The organism is Roseomonas sp. CAU 1739 (assembly GCF_039839775.1).
Lineage (GTDB): Bacteria > Pseudomonadota > Alphaproteobacteria > Acetobacterales > Acetobacteraceae > Neoroseomonas.
The window spans coordinates 103,468-123,148 of sequence record NZ_JBDOQQ010000010.1 but is presented as its reverse complement, the minus strand read 5'-3'; the positions used below and the strand labels follow the sequence as shown (position 1 = coordinate 123,148).

Sequence of the window (19,681 nt, the reverse complement as noted above, 5' to 3'; positions counted from 1 at the left end):
CGCCGGATCGTCTCGGCCGTTGCCGCTGCGCCGAGGCCGACCATGGCTACGGTCGCCCCATCGAAAAGCACATAGGCGACACGCCCCCCGAGCCCATGCCCCGTCGGCGGCAGTGTGACAGTCCGGGCGCGGATGTCATCCGCCACGCCGTCGGCGCAACGGCAACGGGCGCGGAGGTTGCCCCCCGCGCCCGTCAGCCAGCCCGCCGAAGCGGACGGGTCAGTTCAGGCGTTCGCCGTGCAGCGTCACGTCGAGGCCTTCGCGCTCCTCTTCCTCGGTTACGCGCAGGCCGACGATCACATCGACGACCTTGAGCAGGATGAAGGTCGCCACCGCCGTGAAGACGAGGGTCGCGCCCACCGCCGTGCACTGCTTGATGAACTGCTCCATCGAGCCGCCCGAGCCATCCGGTGCCGCGGTCGTTGCCGACAGCGGGCCGTAGGCGAGGAAGCCGACCAGCAGCGCGCCGACGATGCCGCAGATGCCGTGCACGCCGAAGGCGTCCAGGCTGTCATCGTAACCGAGCGCGTGCTTGAGGCCCGTCGCACCCCACAGACCCGCAAGGCCCGCGGCCACGCCGATGATCAGCGCGGAACCCGGCAGCACGAAGCCCGCCGCCGGGGTGATGGCCACGAGGCCCGCCACCGCGCCTGAGATGGCGCCGAGCACGCTGGGCTTGCCCTTGGTCATCCACTCCGCGAACACCCAGGCAAGGGTGGCCGCGCCGGCGGCGATCTGCGTCACCAGCATGGCCATGCCCGCGCGCCCGCCGCCCGAGGAGGCAGCCGAGCCGGCATTGAAGCCGAACCAGCCCACCCACAGCAGGGACGCGCCGATCACGGCGAGGCCCAGGTTGAAGGGCGACATGTTCTCGGTGCCGTAGCCAATCCGCTTGCCGAGCACGAGCGCACCGATCAGGCCCGCGACGCCGGCATTGATGTGCACCACCGTGCCGCCCGCGAAGTCGAGCGCGCCGAGGGCGAACAGCCAGCCATTCGGATGCCAGACCCAATGCGCGATCGGCGCATAGACCAGCAGCGACCACAGCGTGATGAACACCACCAGGGCCGAGAACTTCATCCGGTCCGCCAGCGCGCCGGTGATCAGTGCCGCCGTGATGATCGCGAATGTCATCTGGAACATGAGGAAGACGCTTTCGGGGATGGTCATCGCCACCGCCGCGTCGCCGGTGCCCAGCGTGAAGGGCTTGTCCCAGTTCTCCGCGATGCCCGAGAGCATCACGCGGGAGAAGTCGCCGAAATACTCGCCGCCCTCACCGAAGGCGATCGAGTAGCCCGCCACCATCCACAGCACCGTCACCAGCGCGGTGATGAAGAAGGACTGCATCATGGTGGCGAGCACGTTCTTCTTGCGGACCATGCCCGAATAGAAGAGGGCGACGCCCGGCACCGTCATCATCAGCACCAGGGCGGTGGAGGTGAGCATCCAGGCGGCGTCGCCGGTGTCCACCTTGGGGGCTTCCTGCGCCATCGCGGGCATCGCCGCGAGCAGCAGGGATGCCGCGGCGAGGCCGCCGCGCGCGAACATGCGCTTCACTTGGTTCGTGTCCTTTCCGTGCATGGTCGCCGACCTCACAGGGCCGAGTTGTCGGACTCGCCCGTGCGGATGCGCAGCGCGCGCTCCACATCGAGGACGAAGATCTTGCCGTCGCCGATCTTGCCGGTGCGCGCGGTCGTGGCGATCGCCTCGACGACGGCGTCGGCGAGTTCGGCCGGAACGGCGACCTCGATCTTCACCTTGGGCAGGAAGCTCACATGGTATTCGGCACCGCGGTAGATTTCGGTCTGGCCCTTCTGCCGCCCGAATCCCTTGACCTCAGTCACCGTCAGCCCCTGTACGCCAAGCGGGGTGAGCGCTTCGCGCACCTCGTCCAGCTTGAAGGGCTTGATCACAGCCATAACCAGTTTCATGGCGCCGTCCTGTTCCCTCTTTCGGCGGATACGAAGGAAGGCTTCCAAGAGCCGTGCCAGACGCGAAACCCGCGGCAATCCGCCGTCCGCGGGCGACACGCAAGAATCGAAGCCCGCATCGCGTGCAAATGCACAAATTCAGGGCATGCTGGTGGCTTGGCCGGTCGTGCCTAGATTGACCCCATGAACACGCCCCTGTCCGTCGAGGTCTGCATCCTCGGAGCCGGTCCCGTTGGCGCCACACTGGCCGCGCTGCTGGCCGCCGGTGGCGTGCGCTGCGCGGTGGTCGATACCTCGCCGTTGCCGCCGATGGAACTGCCGGCCTTCGATGGCCGCGCCTACGCCATCGCGCTGAGTTCGCGCCGCGTGCTCGACGACGCCGGGGTGTGGGGCGCCCTGCCCGGGACGCCCTGTCCGATCCTGGGCATCCATGTGGCGGATGGCCGGCCCGGAGAGCGCGCCTCCCCGTTGTCACTCCATTTCGACCATGCCGAGGTGACCGGCGAGCCGTTCGGCTGGATGGTCGAGGCACGGGCCTTGCGCGTGGCCCTCAATGCCCGGCTGCCGCTGCTGCCCGAATTGTCCGTCTTCGCCCCGGCGACCGCGGCGGTCGAACGTTCTGCCGGCGGCGTGGTCATTCGCCTGTCCAGCGGGCAGGACATCAGGGCCCGGCTGGTGGTCGGCGCCGAGGGGCGTCATTCGCCGCTGCGCCAGGCCGCCGGCATCCCGGTCACGCGGCTCGACTACCATTGCCTCGGCATCGTCGGCGCGGTGGCGCATGAGAAGCCCCATCACAACCAGGCGGTCGAACAATTCCTGCCGAGCGGACCCTTCGCGCAATTGCCGATGCAGGGCATCGAGGGCCATCCGCATGTCAGCGCCATCGTCTGGACCGAGCGCATGGCCGTCGCGAAACGCTGCTTGGCGTTGGACGACGCGGCCTATGGCCGGCAGGTCGCCGCGCGGATCGGCGGGCACCTGGGCGCGGTGACGCCGATCGGCCGGCGCTGGTCCTATCCGCTGACCGCCATGCACGCTGCCCGCTACACGGCGGAGCGGCTGGCGCTGGTCGGCGATGCCGCGCATGGCATCCACCCGATCGCCGGGCAGGGGCTGAACCTCGGCTTCCGCGACGTGGCGGCCCTGGCAGAATTGGTGATAGCGGCGATTCATGCGGGCGCGGATCCGGGCGGGCCGGCCCTGCTGGCGCGGTATCAGGCGGCGCGGCGGCCGGATGGGCTGATGATGCTGGGCGCGACCCATGTTCTGGAGCGACTGTTCACCTCGCGCCTGCCGCCTGTGCGCCTGGCCCGCCGGCTCGGCATCGCGGCGGTCGACCGGCTGCCCGTGCTGAAGCGCTTCTTCGCCGAGCGCGCCATGGGGCTGGCGCGCTGAAGGCGGGAGCGGGGCTGCGCCGGGGACCGGGAAGTGAGGTCCCGGCTGTTCGTAGCGTGAAGACCTGGGGTTGCATTGCGGACCAGGGCACGCGGTCGAAACGTTAATTCTGCGTCAAAATCCGGCCGTGCCGACAAATACATGAGAGGATTGCAAGCAGGGCCTCGTAATATTGACCTTCAATGACTGATCCAGATCGACCATTGCTTGATCCGAGGGCCAGCCGACCGGCATTCACGTCGTCAAAGCGGCAACAACTTCAACTCGTGGTGAGCAACTCGGGCATTCCGGCGGAACGGCCCCGAATCGACCGATGGGGATCTCCCGTGGTGCGCTTTGCTCTATTGGTTCTTGTTTCCATTGCGATATGGACCGCGGTGGCCCTGGGGCTTTGGCAGTTGGCCGAGGCATTCTGGTGATCGGCCGGGCGGCTGAGGGCGCGCGAAACTGATTGCCGCCGTCTGACGAATGCGGCGGCCGGCATCAGGTATTCGCTTGGGCCGCGGCCGATCAGGCGTCCTGCGCACCCTCCGCAGCCAAGCCGGCCGCACGACGCCGGGCGGCGTGAGGGCCGGGGAGTGGCGGCCCCCACCGGCCCGTTCGCGCCACGGATGGTCCGTTGCGCCACGGCCCCTTCAGTCAAGCCGGATGTTGGCTCGCTGGATGATGCCCTGGAACAGGGCACGTTGGCCTTGCAGGTAAGTGGTGAAGGCCGCGCCCGCGCGCGGGATCGGCTCCACGCTGATACTTTCGAAGCGGCTGCGGATCTCCGGCTGGGCCATGCCGTCCACCACTTCGGCAGCCAGCCGCTCGACGATTGGCGCCGGCAGGCCGGCGGGGCCCATCAGCCCGACCCAGGCGCCGGCGTCGAAGCCGGCCAGGGCGCCGGGCTGCTTGGCGAAGGGTTCGACCCCCGGCGCCAGGCTGCTGCCATCGGCCAGGGAGATGCCGAGCGCGCGCAATGCGCCCTGGCGCACCAGCGGCCAGGTCGCGGCCATCGTCTCGATGCTGTAGTTGATCTGGCCGCCCATCAGCGCGGTCATGGATGGCGCGCTGCCGGCGAACGGGACGTGCAGCGCCTCGATCCCGGCGGCGGCGTTGAAGGCCTCGATGATCAGGTGCGCGGTCGCCGCGGTGCCCGACGACCCGAAGGTGTAGTGCCCGGGCCGCGCCTTCAGCAGGGCGATGAATTCCTGGATGGTCCGCGCCGGGAAGTCCGGCTTCACCACCAGCAGATACGGCGACACGCCGAACATCGCGATCGGGGCGATGTCGCGCGTGGCGTCGAAGGGCAGGCGCTGCAGCAGCGGCGAGATCGTCAGCGGCCCCGACGATCCGGCCAGCAGCGTGTAGCCATCGGGGGCAGCCTTCGCGACCACGTCCGCGCCGATGGTCCCTCCGGCGCCGGCGCGGTTTTCCGGCACCACCGGCTGGCCGAGCCGTTCCTGCAGTCGCTGCGCGATCACGCGCCCGGCGAGGTCCGTCGCCTGGCCCGGCGGCCACGGGATGACCATGCGGATCGGGCGGTTCGGCCAAGGGGCCTGGGCCTGCGCGGCGGAGATGCCGGGCAGCACGCCCGCCATCAGGGTCAGGGCGGCGCGACGCGTCTGCGTCATGGTGGATGTTCCTTCCCAGTCGTTTGGTTGAAGGCGGTTGGCCCGCCCTGTTGAGCCGCTTCAGCACGCCCGCCGGGGTGCTGCAAGAGCGCCGGCGCGCGATGCCTGGAGCATGATCGGTTCACATGCGTTCACCCATCACGCTCTAACCTATTGTTTGATTGCGTGATTCAGACCTCCGCTGCATTCGCACCGGCGGCCATCATGCTCCTGGAGCCGCTCCCGTTCGCCTTGGCTCGCGGCTGCGGCTCCAGCCTTCTGTTTTTTCGACCATCTTCACCCGCTCAGGTGATTCCACATGATCGGGATCTGCTCTAACGGATCGGCGGCTTCATCCGCTCGGCGTCCGGCTTGCGGCGGCGCGTGGGCGGGGTGAGCGGCTCCGCCGGCACAGCCGGCAGGGCATGCGCCTCCAGCCCACGCCGGACTAGGCTCGCCCAGGCTTCCTCCGGCGTGTCCACGATCTCGAACAGCGACAGGTCCTTCTGGTCGATCATGCCGCGGTCGACCAGCAGCTTCAGGTTGACCACCTGTTCCCAGAAGGACCGGTCGAACAGCACGATCGGGCGCGGCGTCGCCTTGCCGGTCTGCACCAGCGTCAGCAATTCGAACAATTCGTCGAAGGTGCCGAAGCCGCCGGGGAAGACCGCCAGGGCATTGGCGCGCATGGCCAGGTGCATCTTGCGCATGGCGAAGTAGTGGAAGCGGAAGGTCAGCGCTGGGGTGGACCAGGCGTTGGGGTATTGTTCGGCCGGCAGTGTGATGTTGAAGCCGATGGAAGGCGCGCCGGCTTCCGCCGCGCCGCGGTTGGCGGCCTCCATGATGCCGGGCCCGCCACCGGTCGCGATGACGTTGTCGCGCGGCGCGCCGGTGACCGCGAGCGCACCGCCGCGCAGCGAGACGATGCGCGCGAAGGCCCGCGCATCCTCATACATGCGCGACTGACCGGCGGCGCGCTTGGCCGCGCGCTTCTCGACGGGGGTTTTCGCGGCGGCGGCCAGTGCGGCGGCCTGTTCGGGGCTCGGGATGCGGGCGGAGCCGAACACCACCACGGTCGATCGGACGCCCCAGTCGCGCAGCGCATATTCGGCCTTGGCGTATTCCATGCCGAAGCGGAAGGGCCGCATCTCGTCGCGCAACAGGAATTCCTGATCCTCGATGGCCAGCAGGTAGGAGTGTGACCGCTTCTGCGCGCCGTTGTCGGGCATGGTTCCGCTCGTTTCCGATCTGGGCCGAATCCGTCTTGTCGCGCTGCCGGCCGGTGTTCCATCCTAATCCAAAGGCCGTCGCTCTGCCGAATGGCCATGGGAAGGATGCATCCATGAAGCGATTTGCCGCGGCGCTCGGCGCCGCGCTGCTGTTTGCCGTGCCCGCTGCCCAGGCCCAGAACCGCGGCGACCCCAATGCGCTGCGGGTGAAGCTGTTCGGCGACCTGCGGTCGATCGACCCCTTCATCAGCCCCGAATACATGGCCCGCAACCACGGCTACATGGTCTACGACACGCTGTTCGCGCTGGATTCCCAGCTGCGCGTGCAGCCGCAGATGGTGGAACGCTTCACCACCAGCGAGGACGGCAAGACCTGGACCTTCACCCTGCGCGAAGGCCTGACCTTCCACGACGGCGCGGCGGTGACGACCGAGGATGTCATCGCATCCCTGCGCCGTTGGGCGGTGCGCGACGGGCTCGGCCAGCAGATCGTCGCCCTCGCGACGGCAATGGAACCGGTCGATGCGCGGACCTTCCGCATCGTGCTGCGCGAACCCTTCGGGCTGATGCTGCAGGCGCTGTCCAAGCCATCCGGCCAGCCGCCCTTCATCATGCCCGCGCGCGTCGCCGCCACGCCGGCGACGACGCCGATCACCGACCCGATGGGCTCCGGCCCGTTCAGCCTGCGGCGGGAGGATTGGCGCGTCGGCGATCGCGTCACCTATCGCCGCAACGTCGCGTATGTGCCGCGCGCCGAGCCGCCTGATGGCCTCGCCGGCGGCAAGCGCGCGGGCATCGAGCGCGTCGAATGGGTCTATCTGCCCGACGCGCAGACCGCGCTGAACGCGTTGACCACCGGCGAGATCGACATCTTCGAGGAATTGCCGCCGGACCTGTTCCCCGTCGTGCAGCGCAACCGTGCCCTGCGCATCGGCCAGCAGGACAGTGTCGGCGTGCAAGCCATCTTCCGCATGAACCAGGCGGTGCCGCCCTTCGACAATCCGCGGCTGCGCCAGGCGATGCGGCTGCTGGTGGACCCGGCGCATGCCATGCCGGCCTACATGACCGAGCCGTCCCTGTGGCGGGATTGCCGGTCCTTCTACACCTGCACCTCACCCTATCGGACCGAGGCAGGCTGGGTGACGCCGGATTTCGAGGCCGCGCGCCGCGCGGTGGCGGCGAGCGGATATGACGGCACGCCGGTGGTGGTGTTGGACGCGCAGGATTCGACCATCAGCCACACTTTCGCGCTGGTCTCGGCGGATCTGATGCGGCGCGCTGGGCTGACCGTGGACGTGCAGGCGATGGACTGGGCGACGCTGATCCAGCGCCGCCTGTCGCGCAACCCGGGCAACCAGAACGGCTGGGGGCTGTTCGTCTCCGCGCCCACCGGTCTCGATGGCATGGACCCGTCCGGCCACAATGCAATGCGCTCGGCCTGTGAACGCACCGCCCTGCCAGGCTGGCCATGCGATGCGGAGATGGAACGGATCCGCGACGCCTTCATCGCCGCGACCAACGATGCCCAGCGCGCCGAGGCGGCCCAGGCCTACCATCGCCGCGCGACTGAATCGGTGCCCTATGTGCCGCTCGGCCAGTTCGCGCTGGTGCGGGGCTATTCGGCCCGGTTGCAGGGGATCCTCGACGCGCCGGTTCCGGTGTATTGGAACATCTCCAAGGCGGCTCAGTGAGGATGCGATGAAGGACACGACAAGGGCGAAGCTCGCCGAGGTCTCGACGGCCACGCTGACGACGGTGTTGTTCAAGCGCGGCTTCCGCAACGTGTTCCTGTCGCTCAGCCCGCTGGGCGCCGATGCGCCGCGCATGGTCGGCCCGGCCTATACGCTGCGCACCATCCCGGCGCGGGAAGACCTCGACACGCTCGGCGTCTTCGCCGACCCGGAGCATCCGCAGCGCAAGGGGGTCGAGGAATGCCCACCCGGCGCCGTCTTCGTCATCGACAGCCGTGGTGATGCACGGGCGGCGAGCGCGGGCGGCATCCTCATCACGCGGCTGAAGGCGCGCGGCGTCGCCGGCGCCGTCACTGATGGCGGCTTCCGCGACAGCCCGGAGATCGGCGCGATGGGCTGGCCGGCCTATCACGCCACGCCCTCCGCGCCGACCAACCTGATCCACCATCATTGCGTCGATCTGAATGTGCCGGTCGCCTGCGCAGGCGTCGGCGTGCATCCGGGCGACATCATGGTGGGCGACGGCGAAGGCGTTGTCTGTATCCCCGCCCACATCGCCGATGATGTCGCGGACGAAGCCTTCGAACAGACGGTGTTCGAGGATTTCGTGCAGGAACGCGTGGCCGCCGGTCACACGATCCGCGGGCTCTACCCGATGACGGATGCCGCCAACAAGCCGATCTTCGAGGCCTGGCGCAAGGCGAACGGGCGTTGACGCTGCGGCTGGTCGTCATCGGCATCGCGCTGGTGTTGGCGATGCCCGCGCTGGCGCAGGAACTGCCGACCTGCCCCGAACACGTCACCGTCACGGATGGCCTGGACGGCGCGGTGCCGCAGGGCTGGCAGCATCTGCGCCGGGAATCGCGCCACCACCTGGTCGATATCCGCTTCTACGCCGAGGCGCCGCCGGGCGGGACTGTGATCGAAGCAGTCGGCGCCAGCAGCCGCGGCACAGTGGTCAGCCTGCGCTACAGCCTGCCATCGGTGGAAAGCGAGGTGTGGATGTCCTGCGTCTATGCGGATACCGCGCATACGCTGATCCGCGGCCTGGCCGGGCCATTTCCGCCGCATGTGCGGGTCAACCATGACCGGCAGGATGGGCGGACCTTCATCACCTACAACTGAGCGTCATCCAGCGTGCAGGTCAGGAAGCGGTTCTCGGCACTCGCCGCGTAGTCGCCGAAGGGTCCGCAATCGACGAAGCCATGGTGCAGATACAGCGCCACGGCGGGCTGGAAATAGGCGCTGGTGCCGGTCTCCAGGCTAATCCTCGCCATCCCGGCCGCGCGCGCCGCATGCATGATGTGCCGCAGCATCATCCCACCGATGCCGCGCCGCCGCGCGGCTTCGGCCGTGTGCATGGACTTCACCTCGCCATGGTCGGGCGCCATCCGCTTCAGCGCGCCGACGCCGAGCAGCGTCTCCCCATCCCAGGCGCTGAAGAAGCGGATTGCCGGCACGCGCAGCCCCGATAGGTCGAGCGCGAAGGCGAAGCCTTCCGCCGTCGCGGCCCGCGCCTTGGCCAGATGCGTGGTCAGCAGCGCCTGCACGCGGGCATCGTCGAGCCCGCCCTCGGTGATCGTGACCGTCACAGGTACTTGCCCCGTTCCATGATCTCGAGCGCGTAATCGCGATAGGTCATGCCGAGTTCCTCCGCGCGGGCCAGGCGGCGCAGGGCGATCTCCCGAGGCGGCGTCTTCCAGGCCTTCTTGTGCGCCCGGCGCCAGTTCCAGGACCGCCAGCTCGCGGTCTTGTCGTCCTCGTCATCGAGCGGCGGGCCACCGTTGTGGCGCGGGGCGGGCGGCATGGTCATGCGGCGCAGTATCCACTATCATGGCCGCATGTCCACTATGCTGGAGACTCCGGGGCTCGACACGCTGATCGCCGCGCGCATCCGGCGCGAGCGTGAATCGCGCGGCTGGTCGATCGCGGAACTGGCCGCTGCCTCCGGTGTCTCCCGCGCCATGATCAGCAAGGTGGAACGCGCCGAGGCGAGCCCTACCGCCTCCCTGCTCGGCCGGTTGTCGGGCGCCTTTCACCTGACGGTCTCGACGCTGCTGGCGCGGGCGGAAGCCGATGCCGGCCCGTCGCGCATCGCCCGCGCCGCGGCGCAGCCGCTCTGGACCGATCCCGCCACCGGCTACCGCCGCCGCGCCGTCTCGCCGCCCGGCGCCGAGCCGGAACTGGTCGAGGTCGAGCTGCCGCCCGGCGCGCGCGTTGCCTATACGGCCGATTCCATGACCTTCCTGCGCGGCCATGTGGTCTGGGTGCTGTCGGGTCGCCTGGTGGTCGAGGAAGGGGCCGAGGAATCGCTGCTCGCCACCGGGGATTGCCTCGCCTTCGACCTGGTGGCGCCAAAGGGCCATGCCTATCGCAACCCATCGGCCAGCCGGCCTTGCCGGTACCTCGTGGCGCTGCATCGGCGCTGACGGTCGTCGTGGCATCGGCGGGGCGAAAGGTGGCACGCTTCCGCTCAACGACCCTGGGAGGACACCATGACCGTCACCATCGGCCGCCGGGCCTTGCCCGCGCTTGGCCTCGCCGCTGCGGGCGCCGCGCGGGCGCAGGGGGCGTGGTCGCCATCGCGCCCGGTCACCATCGTGGTGCCCTTCCCGCCGGGCGGTTCCACCGACGTCACGGCGCGCTTCGTCGCCGAGAAGATGGCGCCGCTGCTCGGCCAGAGCGTGCTGATCGACAACAAGCCCGGCGCCCAGACGGTGATCGGCGCGGAAGCCGTGGCCCGCGCCGCGCCGGATGGGCACACGCTGCTGATGTCGTCCGGCACCACGCTGACGATCAACCCGCTGATCGGGCGGAACCTGCCCTACAGGCCCGAGGATTTCGCCCCCGTCGCGCATATCGCGACGCTGCCCTTCTGCATCGCGGTGCGCCCCGGCATTCCCGACACCATCCCGGAATTCGTCGCCCATATCCGCGCCAATCCCGGCAAGGTCACCTGGGGGCATAATGGGCGCGGGTCGTTCAACCACATCGCCGGCGCGCTGATCCAGGAACGGCTTGGGCTCGACTGGCAGGATGTCGGGTATCGCGGCGATGCGCCGCAGTTGAACGACCTGCTGGCGGGCACGCTCGATTCCATCCTGGTGGGCGGGGCAACAGGCTTGGCCGCGGCACGGTCGGGACGCGCCAAGATCCTGGGCTGGACCGGGGAGTCGCGGCTGCCGAACCTGCCGGACCAGCCGACCTTCGCCGAGTTCTATCCCGGCTTGGTGGCGGTGACCTGGTTCGGGCTGCTGGCGCCGGCAAGGACGCCGCCGGCGGCCATCGCGCGGCTGAATGCCGCGGGTGCCGCGGCGGCGGCCGATGCCTCGGTGCGCGAACGGCTGTTGAATGAGGGCATCGTCGCGGCGGGCGGCACGCCCGCTGACTTCCAGGCCTTCCTGACGCGGGAGGCGGAACGCTGGGGTCCGCTGCTGCGGCGGCTCGATATCCAACTGAACTGACGCTCAGGGAGCCTCGCCTTCGATCGCCGCGACCCAGAGTTCTAGGGCGCGGCGCAGCCGCCCGGCGCGCTTTTCTCCGATGCGTTCGGCAACCCGCGCCTCGACCTCGGCGCTGAGCGCCAGCAGCGCGGCCAGCACCGCCTCCCCGCGCGCAGTCAACCGCACGATGCGCGCCCTGCCATCCGAGGAGTCCGGCACGCTGCGCAGATGGCCGGCCGCCTGCAGCCCCTCGACCAGATAGGCCATGGATTGCTTGGTCATGCCCGCGCGCTCGGCAAGGGTGGTCAGGCGCGACCCGGCCGGGCCGAGATGGCGGAAGACGGCGGAATGGGCCGGGCGGATCTCGGGGAAGCCACGCGCCGCCAGGGCGCCGTAGACCTCCTTCTGCATCGATTCGTAGGACAGGCGCAGCAAGGCGCCGAGGGTGCGGTGCTGTTCGGTGATGGGGCGATCATCCATGGGCCATCTTGACAGATCGTCAGATGATCTGTCGATATATAGTCAGTTAATCTGACGAAAGGACATCGCCATGGACCCGATCGCCCGCAACCTCGCCGTGGTCGAGGCCCATATCCGTGACGAGGCGCGCGATCCGGCCGCGGTGATGGGCCTGTACACCGACGACATCGTGCTGGAGATGCCGACGCGCGGGCTGACGCTGGTCGGCCGTGCCGCGATCGAGGCGAATTACCGCGCCATGTTCGGCTCGATGGCCGAGGTCGAGATCATCCCCGGCACGCGCTTCGCCACCGAGGACCATGTGGTCGATGATTGTACCGCGCGTTTCCGGCTGACCGGGGACGGCGTGGCGAATGCGCCCCTGCCGGTCGGCAGCCCGGTGGAATTGCGGCTGATGCACCTGTTCGCGATGCGCGACGGGCGCATTGCGCGCGAGACGGTGTATGAGGGATGGCGGCGCATTGGGTGACGCGACCGGAGGGGTGCTACCCCTCCGGACCTCCCCGCCAGGGGCCAGCGGGCCCCTGGACCGCGATCACTTGGTGCCCGGCGCCAAGATTCGCATCCAAGGCAATGTCGGGGTTGCCGTCCTGCTCCGGCAGGCCACTGCCAAATGATGGTTTCCAAAGGCCTTGGGCCTTTGGTGGGGTGGCTTGGAGGGGCAAAGCCCCTCCAACTTTTCAGCCCCCCAGCCCCAGCGCCTGCGCCACCGCCGGATGCGTCACCCGGCCGCCCTGCACATTCACCCCGGCGGCGAGATGCGGGTTCTCCGCCGCCGCGCGCTGCCAGCCCTTGTCGGCGATCTGCAGCGTGAATGGCAGCGTCGCGTTGTTCAGCGCGACCGCACTGGTGCGCGCCACGGCCCCCGGCATGTTCGTCACGCAGTAATGCACCACGCCATCCACCACATAGGTCGGGTCGGCATGGGTGGTGGGGCGCGAAGTCTCGAAGCAGCCGCCCTGGTCGATCGCGACATCGACCATCACGCTGCCCGGCCGCATGCGCGACACCGTCTCCCGCGTCACCAGCTTCGGCGCCGCGGCACCCGGCACCAGCACCGCGCCGATAACCAGGTCGGCCTCGATCACCGTGCTCTCCACGGCGTCGCGCGTGGCGAACAGCGTGTCGACCATGCCGTTGAACTCGACGTCGAGCGCGTTCAGCACGCGCGGATTGCGATCCAGCACGGTGACATGGGCGCGCATGCCGTTGGCGATGCGCGCCGCATTCGACCCCACCACGCCACCGCCGATGATCGCGATGCGTCCGGACGGCACGCCCGGCACGCCCGACAGCAGGATGCCCGCGCCGCCGGCCTCCTTTTCCAGGCAGCGGGCGCCGACCTGGACGGCCATGCGGCCGGCCACCTCGCTCATCGGTGCGAGCAGCGGCAGCCCGCCCTGCGCATCCGTCACCGTTTCGTAGGCGATGGCGGTGCAGCCCGACGCCATGAGCCCCTGGGTCTGCGCCAGGTCCGGCGCGAGATGCAGGTAGGTGAACAGCACCTGGTCCGGCCGTAGCCGCGCCCATTCGAAAGGCTGCGGTTCCTTGACCTTCACGATCAGCTCGGCTTCGGCGAAGACCGTCGCTGCGTCGGGCGCGATGCGAGCGCCGGCGGCGATATAGGCCTCGTCCGGGAAGCCGATCGCCGTGCCGGCCTGCGTCTCGACCAGCACGTCGTGGCCGTGCAGCACCAGTTCGCGCACCGAGCCGGGTACCAGGCCAACGCGATATTCGTGGACCTTCACTTCCCTGGGGACGCCGATGCGCATTGTTTCCTCCTCGGGTGGTCAGTCCACCGGCAGGAAGATGAACACGACCGCGGCGACAAGGCACGCGCCGGCGGCGAGGAAGTTCCAGCGCAGCGTCTCCCCCAGGAAGGCGACGCTGAACACGGCGAAGACCGCCAGCGTGATCACTTCCTGCATCACCTTCAGCTGCTGACCGGTGAAGGTGCCGTAGCCGATGCGGTTCGCCGGCACCGCCAGGCAGTATTCGAAGAAGGCGATGCCCCAGGAGATCACGATCGCCAGCCACATCGGCCAGGATGGCTGCTTGAGATGCCCATACCAGGCGAAGGTCATCAGCACGTTGGACCCGACGAGCAGGACGGGGGTCAGCAGCCAAGGCGACATCGGAGATTCCTTCGGGGATGGAAGGGCAGTCCTGTGCGCCGGACTGCCATGCGTCGATCCAACGCGCCTCAGTCAGGCGCGTTGCCCAGCCGCCCCCGCACCATCGCCAGGGCCGCCGCGAAGGCAGCCTCGGCATCGAGCGCGGTGGTGTCGAGCGTCAGCGCATCCGCCGCCGGCTTCAGCGGCGCCACCGGCCGGTTGGCGTCCTGCGCGTCGCGGTCGCGGATTTCGGCTTCTACCTGGGCGGCATCCGCCGCCACGCCGCGCCCGCGCAGTTCCAGGAAGCGGCGCCGGGCGCGTTCCTGCACGCTGGCGGTGACGAACAGCTTCACCGCGGCTTCCGGAAACACCACCGTGCCGATGTCCCGGCCATCGAGCACCGCGCCGCGGTCCCGCCCGAAGGCGCGCTGGAAGTCGAGCAGCGCGGCGCGCACGGCGGGGATGGCCGCCACCGCGCTCGCCGCCATGTCGGCCATCGGCCCGCGCAGGTCGGACCGTTGCAGATCATCGGGCGTCAGGCTGCGGGCGGCGGTCTCGGCCTGGGTCGCATCGCGCGGGTCGGCCCCGTCATCCAGCACGCGGCGCCCCACGGCACGATAAAGCAGTCCGGTGTCGAGATAGGGCAGCCCCAGCGTCGCCGCGAGCCGCCGCGCCAGCGTGCCCTTGCCCGCCGCCGCCGGACCGTCCACGGCAATGACGGTGCCGTTCAGCGCCACAGCGCGGGCTCCGTCGCGACGGCGATGACAAGGCCGATGATCGGCACCGCGATCAGATAGGGGACCACCGCATCCGGCGCGACCGGGGCCACCGCCATCACGGCGAGCAATGCCGCGATCTCCGGCCAGGACGGCTCGCGCGGCACGACAAGGCCGAGCGCGAAGGCCGCCTGGGCCAGCCAGGCCGCGACCAGCACCCCATAGGCGAGCGTGAAGCGCGGCCCCGCCACGACGTCAGGCCGGCCCGATCGGGCTGCCACCGGCCAGCCCGTTCATCAGCGCGGCGAAGCCGGGGAAGGAGGTGTCGATGAAGGCGGCATCATCCACGGCAACCGGCGCCTTCGCGGCGAGGCCCATCACCAGGGCGGACATGGCGATGCGGTGGTCCATATGCGTCTCGACCGTACCGCCGCCGGGGATGGCGCCGGCAGTGCCATGCACGATCAGGTCCTCGCCCTCGATTTCCGCCTTCACGCCATTGGCTGCGAGCAGGGCGAAGGTGGCGGCCAGCCGGTCACTTTCCTTCACCCGCAACTCCGCCAGGCCCTGCATGCGCGTGACGCCCCGCGCGGCAGCGGCGGCCACGGCCAGTACCGGGTATTCGTCGATCATCGACGGCGCGCGGCGCGGCGGCACGGCAAGACCAGTCAGTTCCGTGTATTCGGCAACGATGTCGCCGACCGGCTCGCCGCCGGCGACGCGCTCGTTCTCGACGCGCAGCAACGCGCCCATCTCCCGCAGCGTGGTGATCAGCCCGGTGCGCAGCAGGTTCAGCCCGACATTCTCGACCACCACGCGCGACCCCGGCACCAGCAGAGCGGCCACGATCGGGAAGGCGGCAGAGGAGGGGTCGCCAGGCACCAGGACCGGGGCGGCGACCAGTTCCGGCTGGCCTTCCAGCAGCACCAGGCGGCCTTCCGGAGTGTCCTGCACCGAAACGGTCGCGCCGAAGTGACGCAGCATGTTCTCGGTGTGGTCGCGGGTCGGTTCGCGTTCCACCACCCGAGTCGTGCCGGGGGCGCACAGGCCGGCCAGCAGGCAGGCGCTTTTCACCTGGGCGGAGGCGACCGGCAGGACGTAGTCGATCGGCAGCGGGTCCGCCGCGCCGCGCACGGCGAGCGGCAGCCGCCCGCCTTCGCGTGTCCAGAAGGACGCACCGGTGGCCGAGAGCGGATCCGTGACCCGCTTCATCGGCCGCTTCCGCAGCGATGCATCCCCGGTCATCACCGCAAAGACCGGATGCCCCGCCAGCAACCCCAGCAGCAGCCGCGCCGCCGTGCCGGAATTGCCCATGTCGAGCACATCGGCCGGTTCCACCAGGCCGCCCACGCCACGCCCGGACACCCGCCAGGCGCCAGGGCCAAGCCGTTCGACCTCGGCCCCCAGGGCCCGCATCGCGGCGGCCGTGCGCAGCACGTCCTCGCCTTCCAGCAGGCCGCTGATCTCGGTGGTGCCGACGGCCAGGGCGCCGAACATCAGGGCGCGATGGCTGATCGACTTGTCGCCCGGCACGCCGAGCCGGCCGGTCAGCGGGGCACCCGGCGCACGGGCTTTCAGGGGGCGGGGATCGGGATGGGCCATGAGCGGCGTTTGACATGCCCCGGCAGGGCGTGGCAATGCGCCCGACCCTTTGCACAGGCGCGCGGGCCCCGTGCGCGAGACGGATGTGACCCATGGCGAAGCCAGAACTCGGCCTGAAGCGCAGCTGCGTGGCCTGCGGCAACCGCTTCTACGACCTCGCCCGCACCCCGGCCGTCTGCCCGAAATGCGGCACCGAGCAGCCGGCGGAACAGCCGCGGGTGCGTCGCGCCGCGGCCACGCCGCTGCCCGATGAGAAGCTGAAGAAGCGGGCCACCACGCCGGAGACCGAGGCGGACGACATCGAGGTGGAGGACGTCGAGGGCGACGAGGCGATCGAGGACGCCGAGGAGCTCGAGGACGAGGCCGACGGCATCGACGAGGCGATCGAAGTCGAAGCCGACCGCGACGAGGAAGGCTGATCCGTCGAGGGGCCGCAGGTGGCGGCCCTGCCGGCGACGCGTGAAGTCACCACCCGATACCGGATGGCGGGGCCATGCCGCCGTGGCGTGGCGCGGGTGTTCGCGAACCGTTGGAGTCGTTGCCGTGAGCCGGGGCGAGCGGAAACGGCTTCAGGCTCGGTTGCGCCGGCGCGACCGCCCTGCCCGTTGCCGGATCCCCGCGGCGTCCTTGATGGTCTGATACCAACGGCCCGAGTTCTTGACTCGGGCCGAGGCCGCGAACGCGGCCCGCCGGTAGTCCGGCGAAGCCAAGCCAACCGGAGGTTTGCGCGTCACGCCATCGGCGTGCCTTCGGCACGACGCGTCCGAGGGCAGGGAAAGCCTCATACCAGCGGTCCACGGAATGGGCCGTTGGTCTGATGACGGCCGGGTTGCGGGCGCCATGCGCCGGCCGGACGCCCCGGCCGCGCAGGGTCTATCGCTGCGGCGTCGTCGGCCGCCGCGGTGGCGGCGGCGTGCGGCGGGGCGGGGTGGTCGCGGGCCGCGCCGGGGCGTGCGCCGGATGCCGTGCCGGGGCTGCCCGGCCGCGGGCGGCCGGGCGCGCCGGCCGGGCCGGCGGTGGCGGCGGGCGACGGATCAGGAAGCGCTGCTGCGCCGGCGACATGATCATCCAGCGCGCCTGCAGCGTCTCGTCGTCATCGGCCGATTCGCCGATCCGCGCGAGGCCGGCACGCGCGCGGCGCTTGTGTTCCTCCGACAGGTCTGCCCAGGGGATCGGGCCCGGGGAATAGACGCGCTCAGGCTCCGGGTCCTCCGACGGCAGCACCACGGGCGGCGGCGGTTCGGGGGCGGCGCAGGCGGCGAGGCCCGCCAGCAGGGCCAGCAGTCCGGTGCGTCGTCCGAAGGGGCCGGTCATGCCGCGATCTCCACCATCACCGGCACATGGTCCGACGCCTTCGGCCAGTCCCGCGCATCCTTGAGCACGACATGGCGCGACAGCGCGCCGGCGAGGTCCGGGCTGACCCACACATGGTCGAGCCGGCGCCCGCGATCCGACGCACGCCAATCGGCCGCGCGATAGGACCACCATGTGTAGAGTTTCTGGTCCGCCGGCACGAAGTGGCGCAGCGCGTCGTGCCAGCCGCCCACCTTCTGCCAGGCGTTCAGCGCCTCGACCTCGACAGGGGTGTGGGAGACGACGCCGAGCAATTGCTTGTGCGACCAGACATCGTGTTCGAGCGGCGCGATGTTGAGGTCGCCGACCATGATCGCGCGCTGCGCGGGGCGCGCGGCCGACCAGGCGGTGGCCTCGGCGACGAAATCCAGCTTGTGGTCGAATTTTGGGTTGGCGGCGCGGTCGGGGATGTCGCCACCGGCGGGGATGTAGAAATTGTGCAGCTCGATCGGCCCGCCCGGCGCGTCGATGCTGGCACCGAGATGGCGGCAATCGCCCTTGAGGCACCAATCCGGGTCGTCCTTTCGGAGCAGGATCGGCCGCTTCGAGAGGATGGCCACGCCATTGTACCCCTTCATCCCGCGCACCAGCCGGTGCGCGAAGCCGAGGGCTTCGACGCCGTCATGCGGGAAGAATTCGTCGGGGCATTTGGTTTCCTGCAGGCACAGCACGTCGGGTTCGAGCTGCGCCACAAGGTCGCTCAGCAGCGGCAGCCGAAGCCGTACGCTGTTGATGTTCCAGGTGGCGATGCGCAGCGGCGCGCGGCCCTCGGCAATGGCCGGGGCCTGCGGTTTTGCGCGCGAGGTGTTGCGGACGGGAATGGTGGTGCTCCTTCGCGGCGTGCGTCAGTCGCGCGCTGTCGATGGCGTGGTGGCCCCGGTGCGGGTTCGCTGGATGGAAGGCATGAAGGCAGGTGATTGCCCGCCGCGCAACCCGCGTCGAGGCCGCACGACAACCTCGCGGTGGCAGCGGTCAGGCCACATCGGGCCGGCCTCGACTCTCTGCAGCGCGGCGTTCGGTTGCCCACCAGCCGACAATCTGGGCGCCCCAGCAAGCCATCATGGCGGCATGGAGCAACGACGACAGTGAAAGCCCTGGCGCTGCTGGGCCGGCCAGCAGGCGCCAGCCAATCCAGATGGCCCAGAAGCCGAACAGGCCAAGAAAGGCGGCGGTGGCGACGCGAAGTGCCAGCCACCGCGCGCCCTCGATCACACCGAGGATCATCGCCGCCGTTACCAACAGGACGGCAACGACATACAACGCCCACACCAATTCGCCCGGCGCGAAGCCGCCACCGATGCGCCAGCGCAGCACCGCCGGGAGGCCAAAGGCAAAGGCGATGAACACGCTGGCACCAGGTTCCGACGGCCATAGGATCTGCCGCCAGAAGCCCGTCACGCGGCGGGTCGCGTCGTCGGCCGCCATGGGCGATCAGACGATCTTCGTCTTCACCCCGCCGACGCCCTCGACGATGCCTTCCAGCACGTCGCCGCGCACCACGGCCGCCACACCTTCCGGCGTGCCGGTCATGATCAGGTCGCCCGGCGCGAGTTCAACAAGCTCGGACAGGTTCGCGATCACTTCCGGCACCGACCAGATCAGCTTGGACAGGTCGGAGGTCTGCGTGACCTTGCCGTTCACCTTCAGCTCGATCTTGCCCTTGGACGGGTCGATCCCGGCCGCTGGCACCAGCGCGCCCATCGGCGCGGACTGGTCGAAACCCTTGCCCATGTCCCACGGGCGGCCGGTCTTCTTCGCCTCGTTCTGGATGTCGCGACGGGTCATGTCCAGGCCGCAGCAATAGCCCCAGACATGCTTGAGCGCGTCGGCCACCGCGATGTTCTTGCCGCCCACGCCGATGGCAACGACCAGCTCCATCTCATGGTGCAGGGATTTGGTCACGGTCGGATACGGCATGTCGGCGTCGTTGATGACGACGGCATCGGCGGGCTTCGCGAAATAGAAGGGCGGCTCGCGTGTCGGGTCGGAGCCCATCTCGATCGCATGCTCGGCGTAGTTGCGGCCGACGCAGAAAATGCGGCGCACCGGGAACATCGCATCGCTGCCCTTGACGGGGATGGCGGCGACCGGCGGCGGGGGCAGGACGTAGGACACCATGCGGGCAAGGCTCC

At 69.7% G+C, this 19,681-nt stretch carries 24 protein-coding genes; 8 read left to right on the top strand and 16 right to left on the bottom strand.

Features of this window, described 5'->3' with window-relative positions; all coding sequences use genetic code 11:
- Positions 1-219 precede the first annotated feature (219 nt).
- Entirely contained in the window at positions 220-1,548 is a 1,329-nt protein-coding gene (locus AAFN86_RS17255; protein ID WP_347544702.1) for an ammonium transporter, read from the bottom strand.
- Positions 1,549-1,592: 44 nt separating this feature from the next.
- On the bottom strand, positions 1,593-1,931 hold the full coding sequence (locus AAFN86_RS17250) for a P-II family nitrogen regulator (protein WP_188971707.1): 339 nt from the start codon (positions 1,929-1,931) through the stop codon (positions 1,593-1,595).
- A 183-nt stretch (positions 1,932-2,114) separates the two neighbouring features.
- Here AAFN86_RS17250 and AAFN86_RS17245 point away from each other — a divergent pair, with 183 nt between their 5' ends.
- Complete coding sequence (locus AAFN86_RS17245) at positions 2,115-3,326, top strand: UbiH/UbiF/VisC/COQ6 family ubiquinone biosynthesis hydroxylase (protein WP_347544602.1); 1,212 nt, start codon at positions 2,115-2,117, stop codon at positions 3,324-3,326.
- Positions 3,327-3,961: 635 nt separating this feature from the next.
- Here the strand turns inward: AAFN86_RS17245 and AAFN86_RS17240 are convergent.
- Both AAFN86_RS17240 and AAFN86_RS17235 read right to left on the bottom strand, forming a co-directional pair.
- Positions 3,962-4,942 (bottom strand): tripartite tricarboxylate transporter substrate binding protein, encoded by a 981-nt coding sequence (locus tag AAFN86_RS17240; RefSeq protein WP_347544600.1) that lies wholly within the window; start codon positions 4,940-4,942, stop codon positions 3,962-3,964.
- 314 nt (positions 4,943-5,256) lie between these two features.
- Positions 5,257-6,150: a TIGR00730 family Rossman fold protein gene (locus tag AAFN86_RS17235; protein WP_347544599.1), complete on the bottom strand. Its 894-nt coding sequence runs from the start codon at positions 6,148-6,150 to the stop codon at positions 5,257-5,259.
- Positions 6,151-6,263: 113 nt separating this feature from the next.
- On the opposite strand from AAFN86_RS17235, the gene AAFN86_RS17230 reads away from it, so the two are divergent.
- The 3 genes from AAFN86_RS17230 to AAFN86_RS17220 are packed head-to-tail and all read left to right on the top strand — an operon-like array spanning position 6,264 to position 8,966.
- A complete protein-coding gene (locus AAFN86_RS17230; RefSeq protein ID WP_347544598.1) occupies positions 6,264-7,841 on the top strand; it encodes an ABC transporter substrate-binding protein in 1,578 nt (525 codons plus the stop codon).
- A gap of 7 nt (positions 7,842-7,848) precedes the next feature.
- Positions 7,849-8,556 carry a ribonuclease activity regulator RraA gene (locus tag AAFN86_RS17225; RefSeq protein WP_347544597.1) on the top strand — a complete coding sequence of 236 codons (708 nt, stop codon included), beginning with the start codon at positions 7,849-7,851 and terminating at the stop codon, positions 8,554-8,556.
- The gene (locus AAFN86_RS17220; RefSeq protein ID WP_347544596.1) at positions 8,553-8,966 is read left to right on the top strand and encodes an STY0301 family protein; all 414 of its coding nucleotides are present in this window, start codon (positions 8,553-8,555) and stop codon (positions 8,964-8,966) included. The genes AAFN86_RS17225 and AAFN86_RS17220 overlap by 4 nt, the downstream gene beginning before the upstream one ends.
- Here AAFN86_RS17220 and AAFN86_RS17215 read toward each other — a convergent pair.
- Entirely contained in the window at positions 8,957-9,433 is a 477-nt protein-coding gene (locus AAFN86_RS17215; protein ID WP_347544595.1) for a GNAT family N-acetyltransferase, read from the bottom strand. The genes AAFN86_RS17220 and AAFN86_RS17215 overlap by 10 nt on opposite strands.
- Entirely contained in the window at positions 9,430-9,654 is a 225-nt protein-coding gene (locus AAFN86_RS17210; protein ID WP_347544594.1) for a hypothetical protein, read from the bottom strand. The genes AAFN86_RS17215 and AAFN86_RS17210 overlap by 4 nt, the downstream gene beginning before the upstream one ends.
- Positions 9,655-9,682: 28 nt before the next feature.
- On the opposite strand from AAFN86_RS17210, the gene AAFN86_RS17205 reads away from it, so the two are divergent.
- Complete coding sequence (locus AAFN86_RS17205) at positions 9,683-10,270, top strand: XRE family transcriptional regulator (protein ID WP_347544593.1); 588 nt, start codon at positions 9,683-9,685, stop codon at positions 10,268-10,270.
- Positions 10,271-10,336: 66 nt separating this feature from the next.
- Positions 10,337-11,305: a tripartite tricarboxylate transporter substrate binding protein gene (locus tag AAFN86_RS17200; protein WP_347544592.1), complete on the top strand. Its 969-nt coding sequence runs from the start codon at positions 10,337-10,339 to the stop codon at positions 11,303-11,305.
- A gap of 3 nt (positions 11,306-11,308) precedes the next feature.
- On the opposite strand, the gene AAFN86_RS17195 is transcribed toward AAFN86_RS17200, so the two are convergent.
- On the bottom strand, positions 11,309-11,764 hold the full coding sequence (locus AAFN86_RS17195; protein WP_347544590.1) for a MarR family winged helix-turn-helix transcriptional regulator: 456 nt from the start codon (positions 11,762-11,764) through the stop codon (positions 11,309-11,311).
- Positions 11,765-11,834: 70 nt separating this feature from the next.
- Here AAFN86_RS17195 and AAFN86_RS17190 point away from each other — a divergent pair, with 70 nt between their 5' ends.
- A complete protein-coding gene (locus AAFN86_RS17190) occupies positions 11,835-12,233 on the top strand; it encodes a nuclear transport factor 2 family protein (protein WP_347544589.1) in 399 nt (132 codons plus the stop codon).
- Positions 12,234-12,444: 211 nt separating this feature from the next.
- Here the strand turns inward: AAFN86_RS17190 and ald are convergent, their stop codons facing one another.
- The 5 genes from ald to aroA all read right to left on the bottom strand — a co-directional run bounded on the left by ald (position 12,445) and on the right by aroA (position 16,196).
- Positions 12,445-13,536, bottom strand: coding sequence for an alanine dehydrogenase (ald, locus tag AAFN86_RS17185; protein WP_347544588.1), 1,092 nt, complete (start codon positions 13,534-13,536; stop codon positions 12,445-12,447).
- Between the two features lie 18 nt (positions 13,537-13,554).
- Entirely contained in the window at positions 13,555-13,899 is a 345-nt protein-coding gene (locus AAFN86_RS17180) for a DMT family protein (protein ID WP_347544587.1), read from the bottom strand.
- A gap of 68 nt (positions 13,900-13,967) precedes the next feature.
- Complete coding sequence (gene cmk / locus AAFN86_RS17175; protein WP_347544701.1) at positions 13,968-14,609, bottom strand: (d)CMP kinase; 642 nt, start codon at positions 14,607-14,609, stop codon at positions 13,968-13,970.
- Complete coding sequence (locus AAFN86_RS17170) at positions 14,606-14,875, bottom strand: hypothetical protein (protein ID WP_347544586.1); 270 nt, start codon at positions 14,873-14,875, stop codon at positions 14,606-14,608. Before AAFN86_RS17170 ends, cmk begins: the two co-directional genes overlap by 4 nt.
- On the bottom strand, positions 14,850-16,196 hold the full coding sequence (gene aroA, locus AAFN86_RS17165; RefSeq protein WP_347544585.1) for a 3-phosphoshikimate 1-carboxyvinyltransferase: 1,347 nt from the start codon (positions 16,194-16,196) through the stop codon (positions 14,850-14,852). The genes AAFN86_RS17170 and aroA overlap by 26 nt, the downstream gene beginning before the upstream one ends.
- Before the next feature lie 92 nt (positions 16,197-16,288).
- Between aroA and AAFN86_RS17160 the strand changes: the two genes are divergently transcribed.
- A complete protein-coding gene (locus AAFN86_RS17160; RefSeq protein WP_347544584.1) occupies positions 16,289-16,615 on the top strand; it encodes a TIGR02300 family protein in 327 nt (108 codons plus the stop codon).
- A 454-nt stretch (positions 16,616-17,069) separates the two neighbouring features.
- Here AAFN86_RS17160 and AAFN86_RS17155 read toward each other — a convergent pair whose 3' ends face one another.
- The 4 genes from AAFN86_RS17155 to AAFN86_RS17140 all read right to left on the bottom strand — a co-directional run bounded on the left by AAFN86_RS17155 (position 17,070) and on the right by AAFN86_RS17140 (position 19,664).
- Complete coding sequence (locus tag AAFN86_RS17155) at positions 17,070-17,510, bottom strand: hypothetical protein (RefSeq protein ID WP_347544583.1); 441 nt, start codon at positions 17,508-17,510, stop codon at positions 17,070-17,072.
- Complete coding sequence (locus AAFN86_RS17150; RefSeq protein WP_347544699.1) at positions 17,507-18,304, bottom strand: exodeoxyribonuclease III; 798 nt, start codon at positions 18,302-18,304, stop codon at positions 17,507-17,509. The genes AAFN86_RS17155 and AAFN86_RS17150 overlap by 4 nt, the downstream gene beginning before the upstream one ends.
- A gap of 217 nt (positions 18,305-18,521) precedes the next feature.
- Positions 18,522-18,974 carry a hypothetical protein gene (locus AAFN86_RS17145; protein ID WP_347544582.1) on the bottom strand — a complete coding sequence of 151 codons (453 nt, stop codon included), beginning with the start codon at positions 18,972-18,974 and terminating at the stop codon, positions 18,522-18,524.
- Positions 18,975-18,980: 6 nt separating this feature from the next.
- Complete coding sequence (locus tag AAFN86_RS17140; protein WP_408906610.1) at positions 18,981-19,664, bottom strand: fumarylacetoacetate hydrolase family protein; 684 nt, start codon at positions 19,662-19,664, stop codon at positions 18,981-18,983.
- Positions 19,665-19,681: the final 17 nt, after the last annotated feature.

Bases quoted from the DNA above. Each gene is read 5' to 3' on its own strand.
- AAFN86_RS17195 (WP_347544590.1), bottom strand. From the start codon at position 11,764: ATGGATGATCGCCCCATCACCGAACAGCACCGCACCCTCGGCGCCTTG.
- AAFN86_RS17255 (WP_347544702.1), bottom strand. From the start codon at position 1,548: ATGTTCGCGCGCGGCGGCCTCGCCGCGGCATCCCTGCTGCTCGCGGCG.
- AAFN86_RS17205 (WP_347544593.1), top strand. From the start codon at position 9,683: ATGTCCACTATGCTGGAGACTCCGGGGCTCGACACGCTGATCGCCGCG.
- AAFN86_RS17200 (WP_347544592.1), top strand. From the start codon at position 10,337: ATGACCGTCACCATCGGCCGCCGGGCCTTGCCCGCGCTTGGCCTCGCC.
- aroA (WP_347544585.1), bottom strand. From the start codon at position 16,196: ATGGCCCATCCCGATCCCCGCCCCCTGAAAGCCCGTGCGCCGGGTGCC.
- AAFN86_RS17235 (WP_347544599.1), bottom strand. From the start codon at position 6,150: ATGCCCGACAACGGCGCGCAGAAGCGGTCACACTCCTACCTGCTGGCC.
- AAFN86_RS17145 (WP_347544582.1), bottom strand. From the start codon at position 18,974: ATGGCGGCCGACGACGCGACCCGCCGCGTGACGGGCTTCTGGCGGCAG.
- AAFN86_RS17210 (WP_347544594.1), bottom strand. From the start codon at position 9,654: ATGACCATGCCGCCCGCCCCGCGCCACAACGGTGGCCCGCCGCTCGAT.
- AAFN86_RS17180 (WP_347544587.1), bottom strand. From the start codon at position 13,899: ATGTCGCCTTGGCTGCTGACCCCCGTCCTGCTCGTCGGGTCCAACGTG.
- AAFN86_RS17155 (WP_347544583.1), bottom strand. From the start codon at position 17,510: ATGACCGGCCCCTTCGGACGACGCACCGGACTGCTGGCCCTGCTGGCG.
- AAFN86_RS17230 (WP_347544598.1), top strand. From the start codon at position 6,264: ATGAAGCGATTTGCCGCGGCGCTCGGCGCCGCGCTGCTGTTTGCCGTG.
- AAFN86_RS17250 (WP_188971707.1), bottom strand. From the start codon at position 1,931: ATGAAACTGGTTATGGCTGTGATCAAGCCCTTCAAGCTGGACGAGGTG.
- AAFN86_RS17160 (WP_347544584.1), top strand. From the start codon at position 16,289: ATGGCGAAGCCAGAACTCGGCCTGAAGCGCAGCTGCGTGGCCTGCGGC.
- AAFN86_RS17225 (WP_347544597.1), top strand. From the start codon at position 7,849: ATGAAGGACACGACAAGGGCGAAGCTCGCCGAGGTCTCGACGGCCACG.
- AAFN86_RS17245 (WP_347544602.1), top strand. From the start codon at position 2,115: ATGAACACGCCCCTGTCCGTCGAGGTCTGCATCCTCGGAGCCGGTCCC.
- ald (WP_347544588.1), bottom strand. From the start codon at position 13,536: ATGCGCATCGGCGTCCCCAGGGAAGTGAAGGTCCACGAATATCGCGTT.
- AAFN86_RS17190 (WP_347544589.1), top strand. From the start codon at position 11,835: ATGGACCCGATCGCCCGCAACCTCGCCGTGGTCGAGGCCCATATCCGT.
- AAFN86_RS17240 (WP_347544600.1), bottom strand. From the start codon at position 4,942: ATGACGCAGACGCGTCGCGCCGCCCTGACCCTGATGGCGGGCGTGCTG.